Source organism: Treponema vincentii, assembly GCF_018336815.1.
Taxonomy (GTDB): Bacteria; Spirochaetota; Spirochaetia; order Treponematales; family Treponemataceae; genus Treponema.
On sequence record NZ_CP050497.1, the window covers coordinates 2625284 to 2649056 of the forward strand.

The 23773-nt window shown below is 44.9% G+C and carries 18 protein-coding genes and 3 pseudogenes; 9 read left to right on the forward strand and 12 right to left on the reverse strand.

Annotated features, from left to right (window positions below; translation table 11 throughout):
- Nucleotides 1-67: 67 nt before the first annotated feature.
- The 6 genes and pseudogenes from GWP40_RS13490 to GWP40_RS12040 all read right to left on the reverse strand — a co-directional run bounded on the left by GWP40_RS13490 (nucleotide 68) and on the right by GWP40_RS12040 (nucleotide 9388).
- Nucleotides 68-1583: pseudogene (locus tag GWP40_RS13490) on the reverse strand (ABC transporter ATP-binding protein).
- Nucleotides 1571-3295 (reverse strand): ABC transporter ATP-binding protein, encoded by a 1725-nt coding sequence (locus GWP40_RS12020; protein WP_212565501.1) that lies wholly within the window; start codon nucleotides 3293-3295, stop codon nucleotides 1571-1573. The pseudogene GWP40_RS13490 and the gene GWP40_RS12020 overlap by 13 nt, the downstream one beginning before the upstream one ends.
- 86 nt (nucleotides 3296-3381) lie before the next feature.
- Nucleotides 3382-5178, reverse strand: coding sequence for an ABC transporter ATP-binding protein (locus GWP40_RS12025; RefSeq protein ID WP_230974472.1), 1797 nt, complete (start codon nucleotides 5176-5178; stop codon nucleotides 3382-3384).
- 1 nt (nucleotide 5179) lies between these two features.
- A complete protein-coding gene (locus GWP40_RS12030; protein WP_212565502.1) occupies nucleotides 5180-6952 on the reverse strand; it encodes an ABC transporter ATP-binding protein in 1773 nt (590 codons plus the stop codon).
- Nucleotides 6953-6962: 10 nt separating this feature from the next.
- Complete coding sequence (locus GWP40_RS12035; protein WP_212565503.1) at nucleotides 6963-8681, reverse strand: ABC transporter ATP-binding protein; 1719 nt, start codon at nucleotides 8679-8681, stop codon at nucleotides 6963-6965.
- 136 nt (nucleotides 8682-8817) lie between these two features.
- Nucleotides 8818-9388: pseudogene (locus GWP40_RS12040) on the reverse strand (TetR/AcrR family transcriptional regulator).
- A 230-nt stretch (nucleotides 9389-9618) separates the two neighbouring features.
- Here GWP40_RS12040 and GWP40_RS12045 point away from each other — a divergent pair.
- The 4 genes from GWP40_RS12045 (at nucleotide 9619) to GWP40_RS12055 (ending at nucleotide 11260) form a co-directional block, all read left to right on the forward strand.
- Nucleotides 9619-9834: a helix-turn-helix domain-containing protein gene (locus GWP40_RS12045; RefSeq protein ID WP_212565504.1), complete on the forward strand. Its 216-nt coding sequence runs from the start codon at nucleotides 9619-9621 to the stop codon at nucleotides 9832-9834.
- 145 nt (nucleotides 9835-9979) lie between these two features.
- The gene (locus GWP40_RS13320) at nucleotides 9980-10174 is read left to right on the forward strand and encodes a HipA N-terminal domain-containing protein (RefSeq protein WP_269140247.1); all 195 of its coding nucleotides are present in this window, start codon (nucleotides 9980-9982) and stop codon (nucleotides 10172-10174) included.
- Nucleotides 10175-10181: 7 nt separating this feature from the next.
- Nucleotides 10182-10313: a HipA N-terminal domain-containing protein gene (locus GWP40_RS13325; RefSeq protein ID WP_269140262.1), complete on the forward strand. Its 132-nt coding sequence runs from the start codon at nucleotides 10182-10184 to the stop codon at nucleotides 10311-10313.
- Nucleotides 10310-11260: a HipA domain-containing protein gene (locus tag GWP40_RS12055; RefSeq protein ID WP_212565505.1), complete on the forward strand. Its 951-nt coding sequence runs from the start codon at nucleotides 10310-10312 to the stop codon at nucleotides 11258-11260. Before GWP40_RS13325 ends, GWP40_RS12055 begins: the two co-directional genes overlap by 4 nt.
- A 26-nt stretch (nucleotides 11261-11286) precedes the next feature.
- Here the strand turns inward: GWP40_RS12055 and GWP40_RS13635 are convergent.
- From GWP40_RS13635 to murI, 3 genes and pseudogenes are all read right to left on the reverse strand, one after another.
- Nucleotides 11287-11409: pseudogene (locus GWP40_RS13635) on the reverse strand (DUF4261 domain-containing protein); the annotation flags it as partial.
- A gap of 106 nt (nucleotides 11410-11515) precedes the next feature.
- Entirely contained in the window at nucleotides 11516-12466 is a 951-nt protein-coding gene (rsgA, locus tag GWP40_RS12065) for a ribosome small subunit-dependent GTPase A (protein ID WP_212565506.1), read from the reverse strand.
- The gene (gene murI, locus GWP40_RS12070) at nucleotides 12466-13254 is read right to left on the reverse strand and encodes a glutamate racemase (RefSeq protein WP_212565507.1); all 789 of its coding nucleotides are present in this window, start codon (nucleotides 13252-13254) and stop codon (nucleotides 12466-12468) included. Before murI ends, rsgA begins: the two co-directional genes overlap by 1 nt.
- Before the next feature lie 276 nt (nucleotides 13255-13530).
- Between murI and GWP40_RS12075 the strand changes: the two genes are divergently transcribed.
- Nucleotides 13531-13782, forward strand: coding sequence for an ABC transporter ATP-binding protein (locus GWP40_RS12075; RefSeq protein ID WP_230974473.1), 252 nt, complete (start codon nucleotides 13531-13533; stop codon nucleotides 13780-13782).
- Here the strand turns inward: GWP40_RS12075 and GWP40_RS12080 are convergent.
- Both GWP40_RS12080 and aspS read right to left on the reverse strand, forming a co-directional pair.
- Nucleotides 13776-14882, reverse strand: coding sequence for an amino acid--tRNA ligase-related protein (locus GWP40_RS12080; RefSeq protein WP_230974474.1), 1107 nt, complete (start codon nucleotides 14880-14882; stop codon nucleotides 13776-13778). The two genes, GWP40_RS12075 and GWP40_RS12080, sit on opposite strands and share 7 nt — an antisense overlap.
- 72 nt (nucleotides 14883-14954) lie before the next feature.
- A complete protein-coding gene (gene aspS / locus GWP40_RS12085; protein ID WP_212565508.1) occupies nucleotides 14955-16715 on the reverse strand; it encodes an aspartate--tRNA ligase in 1761 nt (586 codons plus the stop codon).
- Between the two features lie 114 nt (nucleotides 16716-16829).
- Here aspS and GWP40_RS12090 point away from each other — a divergent pair, with 114 nt between their 5' ends.
- From GWP40_RS12090 to GWP40_RS12105, 4 genes are all read left to right on the forward strand, one after another.
- The gene (locus GWP40_RS12090) at nucleotides 16830-17738 is read left to right on the forward strand and encodes an alpha/beta hydrolase (protein ID WP_212565509.1); all 909 of its coding nucleotides are present in this window, start codon (nucleotides 16830-16832) and stop codon (nucleotides 17736-17738) included.
- Nucleotides 17739-17743: 5 nt separating this feature from the next.
- Nucleotides 17744-18967 (forward strand): peptidase U32 family protein, encoded by a 1224-nt coding sequence (locus GWP40_RS12095; RefSeq protein WP_212566619.1) that lies wholly within the window; start codon nucleotides 17744-17746, stop codon nucleotides 18965-18967.
- 106 nt (nucleotides 18968-19073) lie between these two features.
- Nucleotides 19074-20270 (forward strand): ZinT/AdcA family metal-binding protein, encoded by a 1197-nt coding sequence (locus tag GWP40_RS12100; RefSeq protein WP_212565510.1) that lies wholly within the window; start codon nucleotides 19074-19076, stop codon nucleotides 20268-20270.
- Nucleotides 20271-20612: 342 nt separating this feature from the next.
- Nucleotides 20613-22073 carry an AraC family transcriptional regulator gene (locus GWP40_RS12105; protein ID WP_212565511.1) on the forward strand — a complete coding sequence of 487 codons (1461 nt, stop codon included), beginning with the start codon at nucleotides 20613-20615 and terminating at the stop codon, nucleotides 22071-22073.
- Nucleotides 22074-22095: 22 nt separating this feature from the next.
- Here GWP40_RS12105 and GWP40_RS12110 read toward each other — a convergent pair whose 3' ends face one another.
- The gene (locus tag GWP40_RS12110) at nucleotides 22096-23688 is read right to left on the reverse strand and encodes a UDP-N-acetylmuramoyl-L-alanyl-D-glutamate--2,6-diaminopimelate ligase (protein ID WP_212565512.1); all 1593 of its coding nucleotides are present in this window, start codon (nucleotides 23686-23688) and stop codon (nucleotides 22096-22098) included.
- Nucleotides 23689-23773: the final 85 nt, after the last annotated feature.

Here is a 23773-nt window from a genome sequence, read left to right on the forward strand (position 1 = left end):
GGAAATAGGATAGCACAGTCTGAAAAAAATGAATATACGGGCGGGTAGAATATAAATTGAAACGCCTCTATATCACTCCCGCTTTTTCAAAATGCTTTTTTAATATCCGCATAGAAATCCACGCTCCCGCGAAACCCCAGAGCATTTTCTTGGTATCATTATTTAAATTGAAATCGGCGTGAACCATTCCGCTTTTTAAATAAATAATTCTGTTGCAGACAGACAGTAAAAATTCATAGTCATGCGATATTACAAATATAAGCCTACCTGCATTTGCCTCAGTGAGAATACTTTTAGAAACCAAATCCATAGAATGTTTATCCAAGCCGCTTGTCGGTTCATCTAAAAAAAGTATCTTACAGTTATTGCAAAAAGCCGCTGCAATGGTAAGCCTTTGCTTTTGACCTCTTGAGAGGGCAAGCGGATGCCGTTCTTTTAAATCAAGAATTTCAAAATCCGATAAAACGGTTTCTTTTTCCGTGCCGTTCAAACCGCCGCCTTTCTTTCCTATATCCAATTCATCCGCTACGGTGTTACCGAAAAGTTGAAAGTCTGAGTCCTGCATGACAAAATACATACTCCCCGCTCTTTTCTTATAGCTCCGCTTTTCTCCTTTAATTAAAACGCTTCCGCTTTTTTCTTTTAACAAGCCTGTACACAATTTAGCAAGAGTTGTTTTACCCGCTCCATTTTCACCGATAATGCCGATAACTTCTTTTTCATAAGCTCTTATTGATATGTCTTTAAGCACATCGGTTTTTTCCTGTTTTGAATGTGAATATGAAATATTTTTTATTTCAAACAATGGGGTGGTTTTATCGATAATACTTTTAGAATGAACCGTATCAAGATTTTCCAAATATATGGGTCGAATATTTTTATTGTTTTTTTGCAGCTCAAAAAAATTCGTCTTTTGAGTATTCGCCCGTAATTCTTCCCTTATCCATAATGAGCATACGGCTGCATAAGGCCGAAAGATAAAATAATCGATGCTCCAAAACGATAATGGTTTTCCCTTCGTCTTTTAAGCTCCGTAATATGTTTTCCAAATCAAAGATGGAATGAATATCCAGATTGGCTGTAGGCTCGTCAAATAAAAAAATATCAGGTGACATCGCATAACATGACGCGATAGCCAGTTTTTGTTTTTCACCGCTTGAAAGTTTAAAGATACTCTTCTCTTTTAGCTGATTTATTCCAAGCAGCTTCAAACTTTTGTCTACCCTTTTCAGTATTTCTTCCCTGTTCAAAAACATATTGCTGCAGCCGAAAGCCGCTTCACTAAAAGGATCGGTCATAAAAAACTGACTTCGCGGATCTTGGAATACACAGCCTACCATGCAGCCTATTTGTGAAAGCTCCATAGTGCGTATATCTTTTCCGTTTAGATAAGCTTCGCCCGTTAACACTCCGTCATAGTAATGCGAGATGAGGCCGTTGATAACAGAGCCGAGTGTGCTCTTCCCGCTTCCGCTTTTTCCGGTAATAACAACAAATTCTCCTTTTTTTATTTCGAGGTTTATATTGTCAAGAATGAGGAGACCTGTCCTTGTTTTATACGAAATATTTTTTAGCGAGAGCACATTCCGCTCCCGTATTGTGCTTTCCACAGCCGAGCATAGTACCCATCTTTTTCCAAAAGTTCATCGTGTTTTCCTTTTTCGATAAGACAGCCTTTTTGAAACACAAGGATTTGATCTGCCTTTTGAATAGTCCTTAAATGATGAGCGATCACTATGACCGTTCTGTTTTTTGCAAGTTCAGTAATTGCTTCTTGTATCAAGGCCTCGTTTACGGGATCGACATTACTGGTCATCTCGTCGAGGATTAAAATCGGAGCGTCTTTTAAAAATGCTCGTGCAATGGAAATCCGCTGTCTTTGTCCGCCGGATAAGAGACCTCCGTTTTCTCCAATATCCGTTTCATAGCCTTTCGGCAAGCTCATAATAAAATCGTGAATCTTTGCCTTTTTTGCAGCTTCGATGATTTCTTCTTTCGTTGCTCCTTTTTTTCCTACTCGGATATTTTCTTCGATGGTGTTATCGAAAAGCTGAACATTTTGCATAACAATACTGATGCGATCCAAAAGCTCATCGTAGGGAATATCTCGAATATCGGTACCGCCGAGTGTAATACTTCCGCCTTGCACATCGTAAAACCGCAACAGCAAATTCGTAACCGTTGTCTTACCGCTTCCCGATTCTCCTACAAGCGCGGTCATCGTGTTCTCAGTAATGTCAAAACTTATATTTTCCATTTTGAACTCATCTTCTTCATAAGAAAATCCCACATCGTTAAAAACAATATCGTTTTGTGCAGGAGTAACTCCGTCCGTTTTATCGGCTATTACATCAGCATGAAGAATTTTCCCCAAGCGGTGATAACTGTCTACGGCAGACACATAATACATATAGTGCGTTTCCATCGCTGCAAAAGGTTTATAAAATTCTTTTGAAATGACTGCGATAATCATAAAGCTGAGCACATCGATGCTTCCACGTAACGCGGCAAGACCTGAATACATGAAAAGAACAAAATACCCTGCATCGATTAAAAATGCAAAAACCGAAAGCTGTCTTGCCTTAAAACGGGACGCAGCCTTACTTGTTTCTCCGAATTTTTTTGTCTTTTCAAAAAGTTCATTATCCAGACTTTTATTATGCGAAAAACTTTTGAGCACCGGAATACCGCGTACATATTCGACAAATAAACTCACCATATCGGCAAGAGCGGAATTATTGTTATGCTCCGTTTTTTGTGCTCCCTTAATTGTGTAAAAAAGGTAGGCAAGCGAAAGCGGAATCGACGCGGCCATAACAAGGGCTGCACTAAGGTTGATAAGGCAAAGACCTATAAATACCGCAAAAGCAATGAGAAAATCACCGAACATCCGCGGCCACATATGACCGACTACCATGGACATATTGTCCACATCTTTATGAAGAATTGTATTTAATTCTCCCAGCCGTTCATTCGTATAAAATCCCAAACTAAACAGCTTTAATTTTACAATCATCCGCTCCCGTATTTGCTGCACCACATCAAAGCCGGCTCCGTGCTTTTTTAAGTCGGCAATCATATTGCAAAGTCCCTTAAAAACGACCAAGCCTATCAGTGTTGCAAAAGCCCCGTAGAGCCCCTGCACATTAGTCCCGGCAGCAATCTTAAACAACATCGAAAACACCGTAAGTAACATCCCCACGGAACTCAACCCGTACAAGGTAAAAAACAGAGAAGAAATACATACATTGATTTTGCCCCGCTTACTCAAAAATGCAAATAATTCTTTATACATAAAAACTCTTCTTATCTAATTGTTAATTAGGAATTAATTCCCCCGCGACTTCCCATCCGGCGGCTTTTTGTTGTTCTTGTATCATCTCAAAGTAGGTGCCGCGCTTTTGCATAAGTTCCGTATGAGTCCCTTTTTTCTTCGATACGGCCGTTTTTCAACACGAGGATTTGATCCGCATTATGAATGGTGTTCAGCCGATGAGCGATGACAAAGACTGTTTTACCCTGCATCAGCGTATCCAAGGCGGTGTTGATTTTCCATTCGTTGTCGGCATCGAGTGAGGCGGTCGATTCGTCTAAAAGCACGATGGGCGCATTTTTTAAAAGAGCACGGGCAATAGCAATGCGCTGTCTTTCGCCGCCTGAAAGAGCAGCCCCGCCTTCCGCAAGCAGGGTGTTATATCCGTCAGGCAGCTCGCTGATAAACTCATGACATTGAGCCGCCTGTGCCGCAGCGATAACCTCCGATTCCGAAGCATCGGGCTTTCCGATTTTAATATTATTGTAAATGGTGTCCGACAGTAAAATGCTGTCTTGAAATACCGCACTGACGGACTGCAAAAGCGTATCGGGTTCTGTTTCTTTTATATCCTTTCCGCCGATTTTAACCGTACCTTTTTGCGGATCCCAAAAGCGGGCTATTAAATTGGCAATCGTGGTTTTGCCTGAACCTGACGGGCCGATGAGAGCAGTTACCGTTCCCTGCTTTGCCTCAAAAGAAATGGAATGCAATACCGCTGTTTGTTTTGCACCGTCTATTCCCCGTTCGGTATTAGATTCACCGCTTTGGTTTTGAAACGTATGGAACGGTTCTCGATAAGAAAATGAAACATCCTCAAAGGAAACATCAAAAGGCTGACTTTGTTCCCGCCTTGTTTCTCCCACCGTTGTGCCGGTATTTACCTTTGCAGTTCCGGCAGTTTGTACGCACGGTAGGGGCTGAGCCGTATACGCTTTCTGCACATGTTCCGCCGCAGGCTTTAAACCTTTTAGTAAACCGTATGCGTGTTCAAATGAAATTAATACCCCCGAAAGCGCAAGGCTCATCAACATAAAAGCGGTGAGTTTTTCGGGGCTGGCCGATCCACTCTTCAGAATATATACGGAAGATAAAAGAGCAAGCGGTAGTAAAAAATGAGCTGCTATAAAATAGACGGCAGCAGGCAGCGAAAGTTTTATTTCCGCTTTGATATTGGTTTTTCTTACCGTTTCCAACGACTGCAGCATTCTGTCAAATTTTTCTCCGGTTAGATTATACGCCTTAAACACTTTTATTCCTTTAATGTATTCCAGCACAATGGAAATCATACGAGCGGTGAGTCGATGCTTTTCATTTCCGAAATGTTCCGCCAAGCTGTTTCCCCAATGCAAAAACGGAACAAGCACAAGGAGCGTTATTGTTTGCGCTATCGCCAAGGGAACATCGATACAATACATACCGATTAAAATCAGCGCCGCCGTTACCGCAGTTTTTACCAGTGCGGGAAGCGTATGCGTAATGATCAGTTCAAAATTGGTAATATCTTTTACAAGGGTTTCCAAAAGAGCACCTGAACTGTGCCGGTTAAAATAGCCGAGGCTTAACGCGCGATAGTGATTTGCCAAATCGAGCCGCATTTGCGCACATACTTCCGCCCCGCGAGCAAAGCAGAGATAGTAACCCGTGCGGTAAATAATTAAACGGAATACCACCGCCCCCAAACAAATCAGCGAATAGGTAATGATAATTTCTCCGGTCAATGTGTTACGTACTAATCCTACCACCGTAAAATAGAGCATAATGTATAAGAGCATACCGCCTACAGAATCAAGCGACATTAAAATAATCGGCAGCCTTAATTCTTTCCGTTTTTCTTTTAATACATGTGCAATCAGTTTTAACATATCAGTTTTCCTCCTTTATATTTATACTGTCGTGGTTGAGAGCGGATATGTACGTGCGCTGCATCTGTGCATACAAACCGTTTGTATTCATCAGTTCAGTATGGCTACCTTGTTCAGCGATGCTGCCTTTTTCAAAGACAAAAATAGTATCCGCATTTTTTATCGTGTGCAGACGGTGCGCAATCATAATGACCGTTTTTCCTTTGAGCAAATTTTGCAATGCGACTTGAATCTTATGTTCATTTTGAATGTCTGAATATGAAGTTGCTTCATCAAAAATGAGGATAGGCGCATTTTTAACTAACGCACGCGCAATAGAAATCCGTTGCCGCTCTCCGCCTGAAACCTTTACACCCTCTGTGCCGATTTTCGTTTCATAACCGTCGGGCAAACTCATAATAAAATCGTCAATTTGAGCTGCCTGTGCTGCCTTGCGTACTTCTTCCAAAGAAGCGGCACTTCCCATGCGGATATTTTCGAGCAGCGTGTCTTCCAATAAAAACACCTCTTGAAACACAAACGAGGTAAGCGCCATAAGGTTCTCCGTTTGCAGTTCCGTAACGGGAATACCGCCGATAGAAATAGTGCCTGCAGAGCTATCCCAATATCGCCCGATAAGTTGGGCGGCGGTGGTTTTGCCTGCACCGGAAGCTCCGACAAAGGCATTGACGGTTCCCGCCTTTACACATAGCGAAACATCATTTAAAGCATTCCGTCCGTCTTCTCCATACGAAAATGAAACACCGTCAAACCGGACATCATAACGGCCATTTAGCGGAAGCGTTTTTGATCCGCTTTTCATCTGAGGCTCTTCCAAAATTTTTTTAACCGCTGCAAGTCCGCCGCCGAGTTCCATCGACTGCATAGCAATCGTAACCGAATTTAAAAACGATGTATAAAAGCACACCGTCAAAAGAATAAAAATCAAAAAAGAAGAAACGGACAGCGAGCCTCTTACATAAAGGAACCCTCCTGCCGGCAGAGTGAATAAGATTGCCGAATCCAAGATAACCGATGCTGCCGAAAGCGGATTACACGAAGCGGTGCACATCTTTTTCCAGCAAACGGTATACGTCTGTAAAGCGGTTTTATACTGTTGAAATTTTTCGGCTGTTACGCGGTACATCTTCATCACCGGCATTGCAGAAATATATTCCGTAGCCGATGCATTCAAGGCTTCCATATCCTTTGCAAAATCGTTCGCCAATCCCGAAAAATTACTTGCCGCTATCATCATCATCGGAACGGCAATACCGAGCAGCATAGGAACGAGCATAACCAATGCCATAAGCCAATGGAGATGCAGCATAAATACAAACATCGCAAGGGGAACAACCGCCGCCTGCGTGAGTTCCAAAGTGCTGTGCGCTAAAAAAGATTCCACTCTATCGATGTCATCAAACAGGGTTGTCTTGATTTTACCCGCTGCATTTTTTTGAAAAAAGCCTGCATTCAGATACGAGATATGTTGCAAGACTTTTATCTTTACCGTATGCATCGTATTAAATGCCGCCGTGTGCGAACAAATTCCCGCTATCGACATCAACACTGCCTGTACCGCTGCTGCTGCAACACACATAACAGCCCAATGTAGCAGCGCTTCCGCACTCATCGACCGAGCAATAATCATTTCCAAAATCCGGTACACCGCAATGTACGGAACCAACGACAACACCGAGCCGATCGCTGCAAGCACCATACCCGCAGCCAATTTTCCCCGCTCCGCCTTAGCCAGCGTAAAAACATACGCCGCTCCAACTTGTTTATCCGCCATAAAAACTCCTTTACCCCACCCGCCAGTTGTCTACTTTGTTTTGGGCTTCGACCATTTCTTTATAAAAGGTGCATCGTGAAATCAATTCTTCATGTGTGCCGGAATCCAGTATGCGGCCTTTATCCATAACGATTATTTTGTCCGCGTTTTGTACGGTGTTCAGGTGATGCGCAATCGTGATAACCGTTTTATTTTTTCTTAATTCTTCGATAGCCTCGTTTATGAGTTTTTCGTTTTCGCTGTCAACCGCCGCCATCGCTTCATCTAAAATAAGAATTGGAGCATTTTTAAGAATCATCCGAGCAATGGATATTCTTTGCTTTTCTCCTCCCGAAAGTTTTACCCCCATCTCTCCGACCCTTGTGTTGTAGCCATGAGGCAGGGCGGAAATAAAATCATGACATCGTGCTTTTTGAGCGGCTTCTATCACTTCCGATTCGGAAGCACCTGCCTTACCGATCGCGATATTTTCAAAGATGCTCATATTAAAAAGAATTACTTCCTGCTGAACACTTCCGATAAGAGCGGAAATGCTGTCCGTATCATAGTGTGAAATATCTTTGCCCGAAATTGTGAGCACACCTGAATCAACATCCCAAAAACCCATGATAAGATTCGCAAGCGTGCTTTTACCGCAGCCGCTCGGCCCGACAAGCGCATTTAAAGTGTTTTCTTTACACTGTACCGTAATATCTTTTAACGCAAAGCCGTCTTTTTCATACTTAAAATGTACGTTCTTGCATTCTATATCTCCTGTTTTTAGCTTTTCGTTGATCTTTTTTTTTGCAAGAGGAGCACAGAGAATCACCGCTATGCTTTTGAGCTTTTCAGTAAACACGATGGAAAAATGATGGAGCGTTGCGGTTTTACTTATTGCCGACACAAATACCGAAGATAAGATAACGGACAATATAAACTGAGCGGTAGAAATATTGTTATGTAAGAGCAGTATACTTCCTAACATCATAACCGATACCGCTCCGGCTTCCATAAAAATATCGATAAGCACCATCGGGCACGTAACGGCCCCCATACTCTTTTTTACATCTTGCACATAAGAGCGTGCAGAATCCAAAGTTCTGCTGCTAAAACACTCTTCTTTTGCAAAGGCCTTTATGACGGCAATATTTTTTACATATTCCATCATGTCTTCCCTCATCTGCATTTCTCGTTCAAAATATATTTGAAATCTTTTTTGCATGGTCTTTGCAGATAATTGTTGTACAAGGAACATGAGCGGTACCCCTGTAATCATTATTAATGCGAGCCGGTAATCTATAAAAAGCATTGCAATAAAAACCAGAACAGGAAGAAGAGTTGCCGCCATAATTTCCGGAAGACCGTGCGCCAGATATATTTCAATTTGCTCTACATCGTGTTCAACAATGCTTGTAAGCTCGCCGGTAGTATGCTTTTTAAAAAAGCCTAAATTCAATTTTTTAAGGTGTTCAATTATGGCAAGGCGTAATTCCGTCAATGTACTAAAAGCCCTGTCATGAGCTGTCTTTACGGCAAGATAATTACAACACGCCTTGAGCATAAACGAAATGAAAATACCTCCGGCAATCATTTTAAAATATTCCCTTTCCGCTTTTCCCGAAAATAGGCTGCTTATTACCAGTACCAATAAAACCTGCGGTAGTAAGTCAAACACTATTTTAAGTGCAAGCAGCACATTGGACAAAAAGGTTTTACCCGTTACCTGTTTTTTCAATTCCTTTTCAGTCATATCTACTCCTTTCTACATCTATAATGCACATGTATATTCGTTTATCTTTAAAACCAAATAATATTGAATATTTATTCAATATTGATAGATAAAATGAGGAGCGGTTGAACGCTCCTAAAATAAATCTTCTTCTATACTAAAGTGATTCCACGCCGTTGAAATAACACTTATTAAGAACAAAGAGCATATCTTCTGCCCATTTTTCATTTTTATAGTGCCGTGCAATTTCCATAAGCCCCTCAACATAATTATTTGCCAAAATATGAGCAAGCATTGGATCGTGCTTGGTTTTTGAATATCTCTTTAACCCATCTTTTATATGCTGTTCCAATCGTTTAACCCACATATCTTTTGCATTCTCATGTTTCGTTCCCGAGCTTTTGTCTATCAAAATGATGAGTTTTATTCTACTCTTTAATAGTTTGGGAAGTTGAGATGCTCCGCCCCGATTAAATCTTTCATAGGGACTTCCGGCCTCCATCTTTTCTTCATCTTCCATCATCTTAATGATGTTATCCAATACACCTGCGACTACTTCATCAAATAATCCTTCTTTGTTTTTTGAAGTAGGTATAAATAAGCGCAACGGGAATATCAGCCTGTTCTGCAATATCCGTCAGCTTGGCGCTTCTATAATCTTGTTCATAAAATATTTTTTCCGCAGCCGTCAGAATCCTATTCTTAACTTCTTCTTTTAGCACCTGCACGGTAGAAATGTTCTCCTTTCTATTCCGTTAATACTGAATTATAATTTAATATTAAAAAGAAGTCCGATATTTGTCAAGTGAGGCTGACACTTTTGAAAATATATGGATAGATACTTATTTCAAAAGTGATTATACACCCGATAGGGTATGTTTTCGTACTCTTCTTTTGACATTATACCCTAGAGGGTGTATATTATATGTACAAAAACCTCACAGGAGACCATGTTTATATGAATAGAATAGCGGAATTCATTAAAGCAAGTAGAAAATCCGCCGGTTTGACACAGGAAGATTTTGCGATTCGATCAGGTCTTGGACTTCGTTTCGTCCGTGAATTGGAGCAAGGAAAAGAAACCGTACGCATGGATAAAGTGAATGTTGCATTGGCGATGTTCGGCATGGAAGCAGTTCCGGGTAAAAAAGGTGTAACTTCGGCAACCAAATAAGGTTGCCTCGTTAACCGATGAGTTTGCGTACCGCAAACATCACAGATTGTATGTACGCTATCGCGTACCAATTCAGCATCCTCCAAAATTGATATTTTGTTCGGCTGCTGAATTTTACGGAAGGTCTAACTTCGGCAGCATATAAATGAAAAATATATTCAGAACTGCATATGTGTATGTATATAATAACTTCGCCGGAAAGTTGTGCGAAACCGATGAGGGATATTCTTTTTCTTATGATGAAACCTATATGGCGCAAGGAGATAATTATCCAGTTTCATTGACGCTCCCGATTCGAAAAGACCCCTATACATCAAAAACGTTGTTTTCCTTTTTTTGATGGACTGATTCCTGAAGGATGGCTTCTTGAGGTTGTAAGCCGTAATTGGAAGATAGACCCTAAAGACAGATTTGCCTTGCTGTTAGTTGCTTGTAAGGATCCTATCGGAAATGTCAGCATAAGTGAGGAAAAGATATGAACTGTCTGTGTTGTGGAAAGCTGATAAAAGACAATAATGAAAGTAGCGGCTGGCATAAGACATGTATAAAAAAATTTTTCACAACAGCTGTTATTCCGGAAATTGAAATAACAGACTCAGTGTTGGAAGAACTAGCAAAAGAAAGCACCAATAAAGGGTATACTATTCCGGGTGTTCAGAAAAAACTTTCATTACATCTTTCAAATGACGTGTATCCCAGATTGACTGTTGTGAATTACCCTACAGGATATATTTTGAAACCTCAAGTAAAAGAATTTCGTGCGTTGCCGGAATCTGAGCATCTTGCTATGTCTATGGCAGATAAAGCTAAGATTGTAACCGTTCCTCACGCTCTTGTAAAAAGTAAAGACTCTTATGCGTATATTACAAAAAGAATTGATCGTGTTTTTTCAAGAAATGCCAATGTAAAGCTCATCGCTATGGAAGATTTTTGTCAGCTTGATTTAAGATTGACTCAAGATAAATATAAAGGCTCTTATGAACGATGCGGGAATATTATTAAAAAATACTCTTATCGTCCCGGTCTTGATATAACCGAACTATTTTATCGACTCGTGTTTTCGTTTATTATCGGAAATTCCGATATGCATTTGAAAAATTTTTCCTTGATTGAAACGCAATCGGGTTCGGGAGTATATCATCTTTCCCCTGCATATGATTTGCTTCCGGTCAATATCATTATGCCGGAAGACAAAGAAGAATTTGCTCTGCCGATAAATGGAAAGAAAAACAATATTCATCGTAAAGATTTTCTTATCTTTGCAACCGGTTACGGCATAGCGAAACTTGCAGCAGAGAAAATGATAGGACAATTGATATCTATGACACCTGTTTTTATTGAAATGTGCCGTAATTCTTTAATACCTGATGATATGAAAAAGGCCTTTATAGCATTAGTTAATAAAAGAGTATCCGCTCTAAAGTAGTATGAAGATAGACAGCGCGGCGGGATAAGCGATTCTTCGTAACGGCATATCCATCGTTCAGACTGTGCAGAACCGTCTGTTATGCCGTCGATGGTGTTGCCGGTTTCTATGGGCCTATCATTTATTAAAAGATACAATGCTGTGTTGTATGCATGATTTACAAATCGCTTTCAAAAATCTTCTTGTTCATTTTTCCTCCACACGAATCACCTTTGCACTGTAATGTGAAAAAGTTGCATAGAAGTATCGTGTAACCTAGTATTCGTCTGCGGTGAGCAGCGTCAGTTCATCGCGCATGGAACGCCAGCTTTCGTAGCGGTCGGGATGGATATGCCCTGCGTCAAGTTCTTCCAAGATGCGGCAGCCGCGCTCGTGAATGTGTGAACAGGAAAGCCCGAAGGCGCACTGTATTGCGGCTGCCTCCATTTCGGGAAAGTAGAAGATGACTTCTTCCGGTTTAATGCCCCACAGCGCAAAGTGCCTGATACCGGGGGTGTCGATGATATTGAACGGCAGCCGGGTTCCGTCGTCAGCGGTAAAGGTCATCGGTAAAAAAACGCCCTGCGTTGTCGTATGGATACCGCGGTCGTACTTAAACGAAATGTCGGCGGTTTTAAGCGCAAGGCTGGGGTCAAGGCTATTCAGTAAGCTCGACTTTCCGACTCCCGACTGTCCGGTAACGGCACAGGTTTTACCCGAAAGGAGGCGTGCGAACGGTTCAAGTCCTTCCCCCGTCTTTGCGGAGACCTCGCATACCTGTATGCCGATGCGCTGCCAATCCCGTATCCGTTCCCGCACCGCTTCCGGAATACCCAAATCGATTTTGTTCACAATGATAAGTGCAGAGATTCCTTCCGCGGCGGCTTGAACCAATGTGCGGTCGGTAAAGCGCGGACGAAAGGGGGGATTGGCAGGGGTGGTAACGCAGAGCAGCAAATCGATGTTTGCCGCTAAGAGCTGCGGACTGCGCGTTTTCTGATTCCAGCGGATAAAACCGTTGCGCCGCGGTACAAGCGCCGTAATTTGTCCTTGGTCGGGGTTGAGGGCGTCATATTCAATATCGACCGTATCGCCGGGCGCTAAGGGGTTGTAATACCCGCGGCTTTCTTTCAGTTTTTTTCCCTTAATGGAACAACGCACTACGTTACCTTCGGGTGTGCGTACGGTAAAAAAATTATTTGCGCCGCTTAATACCAGCCCCTGCATTACAGCGATCCCTGCCAGTCGAGGTCAAACAGTTCACAGTAACCGCGGTAGAGCCGGTCGATGCGCTCGGTGATTTCGCCGGTAACATAGCAGCAGTTGCGGGATGCTTCCCCACCGGACGGCGGAGGCAGCACATCCAATGCATGGGAAACGACGCCGGGCAAGGAATCGACAACCTTTATTTCCGGAGCGGCGCATTCGGCAAAGGTGTCTGCAAGATGCAAAAAGTGAGTGCACGCCAGTACAATCGTGTCGACACCGGCGTCTTTAAATTGCCGGATTGCAGGCGCTACCGCTTTTTGTTTTTCTTCATCGGGAGCGGTAATCAGTCCGTTTTCAATTTTTGCAACCAGTTCCGCATCCGCTCGTCTTTCGATAGTACAATCGGCGGCAAATGATTCAATCAACTTATCAAGATACGGGTCGTTGATTGTCCGCGCCGTGGCGATAATCCCGATACGCTTATTAACGCTTACTTCCGCCGCGACCTTTACCGCCGGTACGGTACCGACAAAGGGAATGGAAAAATGTTTGCGCAGTGCATCGAGGGCGGCGGTTGACATCGTATTGCATACCACGATAACCATTGCGGGATCCAAGCGGTTTATTATTTTTTCCGTAACACCGAGGGCATACTTAATCACTTCCTCACGCGTTTTTTCCCCATAGGGAAAATGTTCCAAATCCGCCACATACGCAGCCGATGCTTGCGGCGCTTTTTTATGAAAATACCGGAAGTACGGCAAGCCTCCTATTCCCGAATCTAAAAAAACATACTTTTTGTGCATTTAATATAATACCTCATAAAATAAATTCATAATGCGAAATTCATAGTTTTACAATTAAGGATTATAAATTATGCATTATTCTTGAGCAAGGTGCATAGAATACAACGGATGCTCCTGTTATAATAAACGCCGTGAAAAATTTTGTTCGGCTCTTTTCGTATTTAAAAGGATTCCGTCTCTTATATCTGCTTGCGCTTATGTTTGCACTGCTTGCTCAGATTGCTGCAGCTCTACAGCCGAGCTTGATTAAAATCGCTAATTAATGATGCGCCTAGCTTGATCTTTGACGATTCACTTTCTGCAGTTGATATGGAAACCGATGCGGCAATCAGAGCCGCGCTCAAAAATGAAAATAAACATAAAACGGTGATCATCATTTCTCACCACATCGCTACGGTCAAAGATGCCGATATCATCATCGTATTGGAAGACGGAAAAATTACCCAGCAGGGCACACACCGCGAGTTGCCGGAACGAGGCGGTTTATACAAGCGAATTTATGATATTCAAAACGGTCAAAACTATTGAGCAGTATCCAGCGTATGATATAAAAAACCGGCAGCTTCACATCGTGTTGAGTAATTAAGAGTGCGATCCCCCCACATCCCGCTGTATAAAAACGGTTCGAGTGTTTTTTTTCCGCCGAGCAGCATGATGAGGCGGTCAAAGCCCATCGCGACGCCCGAACAAGGGGGCATGCGGGCGCACATCCCGCCGAAGTTATCCGGTACGGGATGCGGTACCCGCGCGGTTGCATTTTTGATTGCAGCCTCATCTGCAAATGAACGGTTGATCTCTCCCGCATCCCGCGCTTCGGTATAGCAGTTTGCAAGCTCCACTCCGCGTACATACACTTCCCACCGCTCTTTTGTCTTCCATATAAAACGGCGCCCGTCAGCGGCGGTACGCTGTTCCGTCCGTTCCTGTGCAAGGCAAGGTACCCGCGCGGGGTAGTCCAGCAGCGCAACCGGCACATCGGACGGAAGCTGCGGCTCGATGCAGTGCACCAAGAGCAGTTCGTATAAATCATCCCACGCCCAATCTTCATACTGCGCCCTGCCGCCGAGACCGAGCCGTTCCGCATGGAAAGCAAGCTCCGGCGTTTCCGCTTCTGCGAGGGAAAAACCGGCGAATCGTTTAAAGGCTTCGTCCATGGTCAGCTGCAAAAACGGTTTGGAAAGCACCGCACCCAATTCGGGATCAGCAAGCGGCATCCCCGCAACTGCCTGCGCCATAGTCTGTAGAAAAGCTTCAGTAATCTTGATGGAATCGCGGCAATCCGCTTGCATGGTGTAATATTCCAGCATGGTAAATTCTGGATTATGAATATGCCCGACGGATTCGCAGTTGCGGTAACATTTGGAAAGCTGAAACACCGAGCGGCCGTGCGCGGCGATAACCGGCTTGATGAATACTTCCGGGGAGGGAACAAGAAAGAGCGGGACTGCCGCATCCTCGCCGGTTTTAAAGGGTTTGAGGTACTCCGTGCGGAACACTTCAAGGCAGCTTTCGGGGATGAGCGCCGACGAGAGCGCCGGAGTGTCCAACTCCAGATATCCATGTGTAATAAAAAAATTCCGCGCCGCCTGTAAACAAGCCGCACGGAATTCGATAGCTTCTATGTCCATAATTTTTTCAAGGCAAACGCATCATCTTGCGGAATATTCCCGCAGAATAATTGATGCCTTGCTTCATCCATGCTATTCCCGAATGCTCAAGTGGAGTTCGGCAAGCTGCTTTTCGTCAACCTCGCTGGGGCTTTCATCCATGGGGCTGACGGCGAAGGTGTTTTTGGGGAAGGCGATGACCTCTTTAATCGAACTTTCGCCTGCCATCAGCATTACGATGCGGTCAAGCCCGGGGGCAATCCCTCCGTGGGGCGGCGCGCCGTACTTGAACGCTTCCGTTAAAAAGCCGAACTTCTTTTCCGCATCGGCGGGGTTAAAGCCGACAATGTTGAATATCCGCTTTTGCAGCTCCGGGTTATGGATTCTGATTGAACCGGACGCGACTTCGTATCCGTTGAGTACGAGGTCGTACAGGTCGCCTTTTACTTCGCCGGGGTTTTGCTCCAGCGTGTCAAGGTAGCGTTCCTGCGGCGCAGAGAACATGTGGTGCGCGGGATCCCATTTTTGCTCATCCTCGTTCCATTCAAAGAGCGGAAAGTCGATAACCCACAAAAAGGCGAATACTTTTGGGTCAAGTAGATTCAAATCCTTGCCGAGCTTGCTTCTGACGGCGCCGAGCGCGGTACAGGCGGTTTTATACTTTGCGTCCGCAACAAAGAGGAGAAGGTCGCCGTCTTGCGCGTTCAATTTTTTGCATATTTCAGCTTCCGCTCCGGCGCAGTATTTGGCAATGCCTCCTTCAAAGGCACCGCCTGCAACTTTTGTCCATGCAAGCCCCTTCGCCTTGTATATCTTTGCCGTTGCTTCCAGCTCTTCTATCTTCTTGCGGCTGTAGCTACCCGCCTGTCCCTTCACGGTGAGCGCTTTAACAGCTCCTCCGGCAGCGAGCGCATCTTTAAACACGGCAAAGTCCGTGCATTCCGCCATCCATGCGGCATCCTGCAGCTTCATCTCGAACCGGATATCGGGTTTGTCGGTGCCGTAGAGGTCGATGGCTTCATCATAGCTGATACGCGGGAATGACTGCGCCAAATCCGCGCCGATGGTCTTTTTGAACACCGTGCGAAACATGTCTTCGGTAACGTTGAGGACATCATCGCGGGAGACAAAGCTCATTTCGATATCGATCTGCGTGAACTCAGGCTGACGGTCGCCTCGCGCGTCTTCATCGCGGTAGCAGCGTGCAATCTGAAAGTAGCGGTCAAAACCGGAGACCATCAGTATCTGCTTGTACAGCTGCGGGGACTGAGGCAGCGCATAGAACTTACCCGGATACAGGCGGGACGGCACAAGGTAGTCGCGCGCGCCCTCCGGCGTGGATTTAATAAAGGTCGGCGTTTCAATCTCAAGGAAATTTTTACCGGTCAAGAATTCCCGCACAGCGAACGTAACCTTTGACCGCAGTATCAGGTGATCCTGCATGGTTTGGGAACGCAGGTCGAGGTAGCGGTACTTGAGCCGGAGATCTTCGTTGGCGTTGGTTTTTTCGTCAATCTGGAAGGGCAGCACCGCGCTCTTTGACAGCACCATAATGCGTTGAGCCTTAACTTCGATATGGCCGGTCGTCATGTCCGTATTGACCATGGAATCGGGACGCTCCCGCACCGTACCTTCAACGGCAATACAATATTCCATCTTCAAACCGGCTGCGGTTTCTTTTAGCTCAGTGCTTGCATCGTCATCGACAACCACCTGTGTCAGTCCGTAGCGGTCGCGTAAGTTTATAAAAGAGATACCCCCATGGTCGCGCTTGCGGTGCACCCATCCGTTTAATACTACTGTTTTACCGGCGTCGCTTTTTTGTAATTCTCCGCAGGTAACGGTCCGTTTCATTTCTATCATAATAGAATAAGTATAGTTAAAACGGAGCGTTTATGCAATTCTGAATTTATACACTTTTGCAAAAGGGGGCTGGAATGAGCGCAAAAGATTCTGTATACTGCTCCGATGGATGGGACAAATTCACTGCGACAGATTCAAAAATCATTCAAAAAGACCCTCTATTCTCCTAAAATACCGTTGAGTAGCATCCGGGAGGAATATGATTCTTTTTTTTACTCGCCGTATCTGCCTAACAATACGGATATAACACGAGATACGCTCGATTCGGTACCGGTAGAAATTCTGGAGCCGGAAGTAGCGGCAGCAAACCGTGTTATTCTTTATGCGCACGGTGGCTCATTTGTAAATGGATCATGTAAGGCTTCACGGAACTTTTGCGCGTCGTTTGCTCACGAATGCGCGTGCAAGTTGTTTTTGCCGGAATACCGCCGTGCACCCGAATATCCCTTTCCGGCCGGATTGGAGGATATCTTTATTACCTATCGAGGGATACTGAAAAAATACGCCTTTTCTCCGAAGTCGGTCGTTATTGCCGGAGACGAAGCGGGGGCTGCTTTGGCAACGGCGCTTGTTCATTATTTAAGACAAAAAAAATTACCGCAGCCTGCCGCGCTCGTACTCATTTCTCCATGGCTGGACATTTCATGCTCAAACGAAGAAATACATACGTTACAAAAATCCGATAAATTTTTGCTGAAAGAGTCACTTCTGGCAGTTGCCGGACGCTACACAACAGCTGAGAATTTTCAGAACCCCCTGGTATCTCCGCTGTACGGCTCCTTTGAAGGGTTCCCGCCGATTTTTATTCAGTGCGGCGGTAAAGAAATTCTCTTAGCAGACGCACGGGCGCTCGCACAGAAGATTGAAGCTACCAGCGGACAGGTACAGTTGGATATATGGCCGGAGATGTGGCATTTCTTTCAGGCGATGGACGCACAGGCAAAAGAAGCTCACTTAGCGGTAGAGAAAATGGGACAATGGGTGCAGTCTCTTTTTATTGAGGAAGAACGATAACCATGATGGAATTGGTAGCCCCTGCCGGAAATTTGGAAAAACTACACTACGCGTGGGAATACGGAGCCGATGCCGCTTACATCGGCCTCAAAAATTTTTCTTTGCGGGTAAAAGCCGATAATTTTTTTACCGACGAATACAAAACCATCCATGCGCTCAAAGCGCACTATGCAAAACAAGGTAAACCAAAAAAGCTGCTCTGTGCGCTGAATATTTCTTTTCATAATGAGGACATTAAGGCCTTTTTAGCGGAGGCTGATTATTTTAAGCTCTACCCCATCGATGCCTTTATTGTTCAGGATATCGGAATGGTTTCCGTACTGCGCAAGCATTTTCCCGATGTGCCGATCCACCTCAGCACACAGGCAAACTGCATCAACTATGAAGCGGTGCGAGTATACCGCGACTTGGGATTTAAGCGCGTGGTACTCGGTAGAGAGGCCTCGCTTGCGGATATTGCCGAAATAAAAGCGCATGTACCGGAGATAGAGCTTGAGTGCTTTGTACACGGCGCAATGTGCATTGCGTATTCGGGGCGCTGCCTTATTAGCGCATACCTTACCGGCCGCAGCGCAAATGCCGGAGCCTGCACCCACTCCTGCCGCTGGGACTATTCGCTTGCCGTTGAAGAAAAAGAGCGCCCGGGTGAATACTTTCCCGTAGAAGAGGGCGACGGTTATACGGCGCTTTTTTCGTCTAAAGACCTTTGCATGATAGACTACCTTGCCGACCTGAAAAAAGCAGGCGCCGATGCGCTTAAAATAGAAGGAAGAATGAAAAGCCTCTATTATACCGCGCTTGTTACCCGCGCCTACCGGAAGCGGATCGACGCCTTATTCGGCAAAATCTCTCCTGCGGAAGCGGAGCCCTTTGTGAAAGAGCTATACAATACGGCGCACCGTGCGTTCGGTACCGGCTTTTATTTTTCAAAGGATGATGCAAATAAAACAACCCGCGGGGAATCCAAGTCACCGTATAATATGGCCGGTACCATCGGGAAAGAACTCGGCACCAACCGCTATGAATTCATATCGATGAATAAGATTACCGCAGATATGCCGCTTGAGTACATCGGTCCCGACATCTGCGCAATCGAAGACCGCAATTACACCCTGCTCAACCCCGAAACCGATACTGTCCGCGATTGGGTATGCCACGGACATCCCTGCATTATCGAAACAAACGTCCCGCTGCGCAGCGGTTTTATCGTGCGTACAAAGAGCTGCTAAAATTCGGAAATGATAGAATAGGACATTTTATTCATACGGTCTGTTAGAAACGGTTGACATTTTTTATAATTTTTGTCAGTATAGGTAAACTTTAGGAGGTTTTTAGATGTTATCTAAAAAACATATCGGATACGGAGCGGCAGTATTGCTGTTGCTGACCGTATTTTTCACCGGATGTAAATCGACATCCGCAGCTGCAAAGCTCGAAGCGGGAAACGAACTCTCTGCATGGAAGGGTGAATGGCAATCCTTTAGCGCGATTTCCGGTGCAACTCAGTTAAATGACGCATATAGAATGCAAGCGGAAAAGATGCCGTACTATACCGAAGACGGATTAAAGGCAGCGGTTTCTTCTATGTTTGCAACGCCTTTCGTAAAAATCAAGTTTGACGGTTCCAATACCGTATTGTTTACCGTGATGGACAAAGACGGTAACGAAAAACAAATTCCGTGCGAATATCGTTATACCGGAACGAAGCCCATGCAAGGAATTGAAGGCCACTCATGGTACGCATTTGAGGCGATAAAACCGGTACAGGGCTTAGCGGAAGCACAGTATTTTATTATCGTACCTCCGGGTCGAGATTCCGAAGATGGCTTATTGCACTGGCACGTACGATTCGGCAGCAAAGACATTAAGTCGCTGGTAGAAAGCGATCCGCTCTGGTGGCCGAGCTATGCCGATACGGCTGTTTCGCACGAAACTCTGTTAAACGAAATGACCGGCATGATTAAGGAAATTGCGGAGATGTTACCGAAAGCGTCCCTTATGCCGTATACGGGCAAATGGATCAACACTGCGCTTATCTATGACGATCCTCGTCCTGCCGTTCAGGAAGCATATACAAAGCTCATTAAAGAATTTTCCGGAAAGAAAGACGGCAGCGACTTTACCAAAGAAGAAATCATTATGATGGCAAAGAAAAGCTACGGTACTGCTTCCGACTTTACGCACCTTGAGTTTATTACCGGAAACGATAAGAACGAACTGGTTGTATGGAAGGGCGACACCGAACTTTCGAGAGTTGCTTACAACCGCGACGGCGCTAATAAACTGCGTGCTATGGCAACGGCGTTTGTTGCTTCCGACCGGAAAAAAGCGGGAAAATTCGCCTTTTTATCTATGACGACACCACACGGCAGCCCCGCGCACATGCATGTATGGTACGGAATGAAGCCGAGCGAAATCGAAAAAACGGACGGTGCAAAGCCGACCTGTATTCCGGCTGACAGCTCCGAAGAATTGGTCGCAACTCGCGTACTCAGTACGTGCCGTAAGCTTTTAAAAGAAGCGACAAAATAACGTGAAAAGCGGCTACATCGATAAGAAAAAATAGGAGTATCCCTCCCAAAATAAGTTTTTGAGCGGTCTTATATGTCCCCATAAGGCCGCTCTTTTTTTATTTGAGGGGTTAATACCCGCCGTTTCTTACCGGCACGGATACCCGTGGTTCCAGACAGCAGCGATGTTTTTGCATTTTTACTTTAAACATGGTATACTTTTTTCATCGTGTCGATTCGATCGTTGTGGCAAAACATACAGAAAATTTCCGCCTCCCGTTCTTTATTTGCACTATGCTGTGTTGCTTGTGTCGCGATAGCTGCCGCTGAATACAGGTTCTTTCGCCGTGCAATAAAAAACCGAATGGATACCTGTAAAAACACGCTGATTAAAACGGCTGATACTCTCCATTTAACAATGAGCGAAATACAACGGCTTTCTTATATGCTGATGATCAATACCGACGTACAAGCCTTTGTAATGCAGAATACGATTGTACAAGGTTCTGCCGATATACAAATACTTATCAATGCACAGCGTCAGCTCTCATATATCAAATCGGTGCATCCGGCAATCGATTCGCTGTATCTTTATTCTAAAAAGAGCGACTATTTACTGGAAGCGGACAACGCTTTTTTCGATATAGATGCCATGTATACAGCTCTTTTTGCATTCCAAGATTTAAACAGCAGACAATGGCGGGAACACTATCTACGGCCTGTATATGTCAATGCATGGTTGCCTGAATCTCCGGTGGTTTCTAAAGGAATACGGAGAAAACTTCTTGTATTTGAACAGACCTTTCCTTTGCAAAATACTGCGGCAAATGAGGGAAAGCTCATAATACTTTTAAAAACAAGCTATTTTGAAGGGCTTTTTTCCGCTCTTCCGGCTTCTACCGAAGCCGTCTTTTGGCTTATTGACAGCAAAGGCAGGCCGCTGCTTATCCGCCCTGACGGGGCAGTAAAAGAAACCGAACCCGTACAATCCGAAATACAAACAATGCTATCGGCCATGCCGAAACCGATGCAAACCGAAAGAAGCGAGCCGATAATCGTTATGCAACAGCGTATACGCGGCAAATCTTATTTTCTCTTTGCGCAAGCGATACGGGGTACCGATACTGTCCTTCTTGTAAGCATTCCGCAATTCACATTTGTTCAGCACATATTAACCGGACGTTTTGCCGTGTCTGCCGTATTTATGTTTTGTCTTTTATCTTATATCGGATATACAGCTGTATTATTGCTCCGCTTACCGCGAAAAAGTTCTTCGCAGTCTCCTCTTTGCTCATTTCAGGAATCTCAACCCGAAGCAATCAACAACCCCGACGCAAGCGTCGGGGTATGTTGTTCTCATAAGGTGGTTGCAGTCGGCTTTAATACCCTTTGTTACGACGCAGAGCGTCGGGGTATTAAACCCTCCGCACGAATCAACGACAACGAACATACGGTATCGGCAGATGTATATCAAGGAAAAGATATAACCCTTATAAATCATATTGCCGAATATATAGAACAATCTTATGCAAATCCGCTTTTAAATCTTTCTCAAATGGCGCAGGATTTCGGGATGACGGAAAATTTTCTATACTATTTTTTTCGTACCAGAATGCAAAAAAGTTTTGCTCAATATTTGGAAGATAAACGGCTCGAAAAAGCTCAAGCGCTGATTACGGAAGACACGAAAGCATCGCTTACCGTTTTAGCGGAACGCTGCGGTTATGCAAATACACAAACGTCCCGCCGTGCTTTTAAAAAGCGGTACGGACTTACGCCTTCGGAATTTAAACGCCAAGTATTTACAGCAAATCCTACACAGTGATTATAGGGCTTCTGTAAAAAAACTACATTTCCCGCAGAGCATTGAGCGCTTCGGTGTATTCGTCATAGGGGGTGGCACCGTTTTTTCCGATAATCGAATTTTCATGCCCCTTTCCAAGCAAGAGTACCGCATCATTCGGTTGTGCAAGGGAGAAGGCTTTGCGGATGGCAGTAGGCCGGTCAGGAATAATAAACAGCTCCTCGCCGCGCTTCTTGTTAGGACAGCCTGCTGCAATCATTTCCAAAAGCTCGACAGGGTCTTCGCCGCGAGGGTCTTCATCGGTGAGGATAACAATATCGCAGTATTCTCCGGCAATCCGCCCCTGCTCCGGTCGTTTAACGGTATCGCGCTCTCCGCCCGAACCGAATACGGCAATCACACGACCGCCTTTCGCTTTAACACGGTCTCGGACAGACGGCATAATTACTTGGAATGATGACGGCGTATGCGCATAGTCGATAAGCACTTCAAAGTCCTGCCCCGCTTCAACACGGCACATTCTCCCTCTGACCGGCACAAGCCGATTCAGCAAGGATACAAGTGTTTCAAACGGCCCGCCTGTTAAATTATGCACAGCGATAAGGGCAGCAAGGATATTATACACATTAAAAAAGCCGGTTACCGGAGCGACGGCCTCATACACTTCCTTTACACCGTTAAACGCTGTGTGGATTGTAAAGGTTAAACCGGTCTCCCCTTCATGTACGTTATCGGCATATAAGCCGCCTGCAAAATTTGGAATCGAGGCCGAAGGAGTTGCCGTAGCGTCGACATGCTTCTGCAAAGCAAATCCGAACACCGGCTGATGTGTTGCCTGTGCAAAATAGGTGGCAGACGGATCTTCAAGATTGACAATGCCGAAAGCTGCAACCGTTCCGTTTTTTTTCTTATGATCATGGGTATCCAATGCGCGGAATAAGTTCGCTTTATCGTAGCGGTATTGTTCAAAGGTGCCGTGAAATTCCAAATGCTCCTGCGTAACATTCATAAATACGCCCGCATCGAACTGCACCTGCAATAGGCGCGCCGTTCGGGGAGAAAGCCCGTGCGATGACGCTTCCACGACTGCATATTCGCAACCGTTATCCCGCATACGGGCAAGCCGTTCCTGCACGGTAACCGATTCGGGCGTTGTTTGATGCGCCGGATTAGCGACGGATTCATCCCCAAGCGAAAAAGACACGGTTGAAGAAAACCCCGCTTTTTTTCCGGCAAGCCGCAGCAACTGCCAGATAAAGTCGACGGTGCTGGTTTTTCCTTCCGTACCGGTTACTCCGATTGTTACCAAATCTTTTGAAGGCTCGCCAAAAAAAACAGCTGCAGCGGCGGCCATTGCGGCACGGACATCCGACACTTGAACGTAGCAAATATGCTCTTGGTATAATGGAAGCGTTTTTTCGTGGATAACCGCAACGGCGCCCTTCGCAATAGCTGCATCGACAAACTTTGAACCATCGGTATGCACGCCGGGCAAGGCAAAAAAAGCGGCGCCTGCCTGCACTTCACGCGAATCATACGAAAGCGAATGAACCGTAACATCTGCCCCGTGAACAGCTATCGGCTCTATAGAAAAAAGACATTGAAGAATTGATTTTGTATATTGGTTATTACACATGGGAACCTCTAAAAACCTCAGATTTTTAGAGGTTTGCTTAGATTTGATTGCGGGAAGTATAAACGGCAAGCAGTATTCAGGCAAG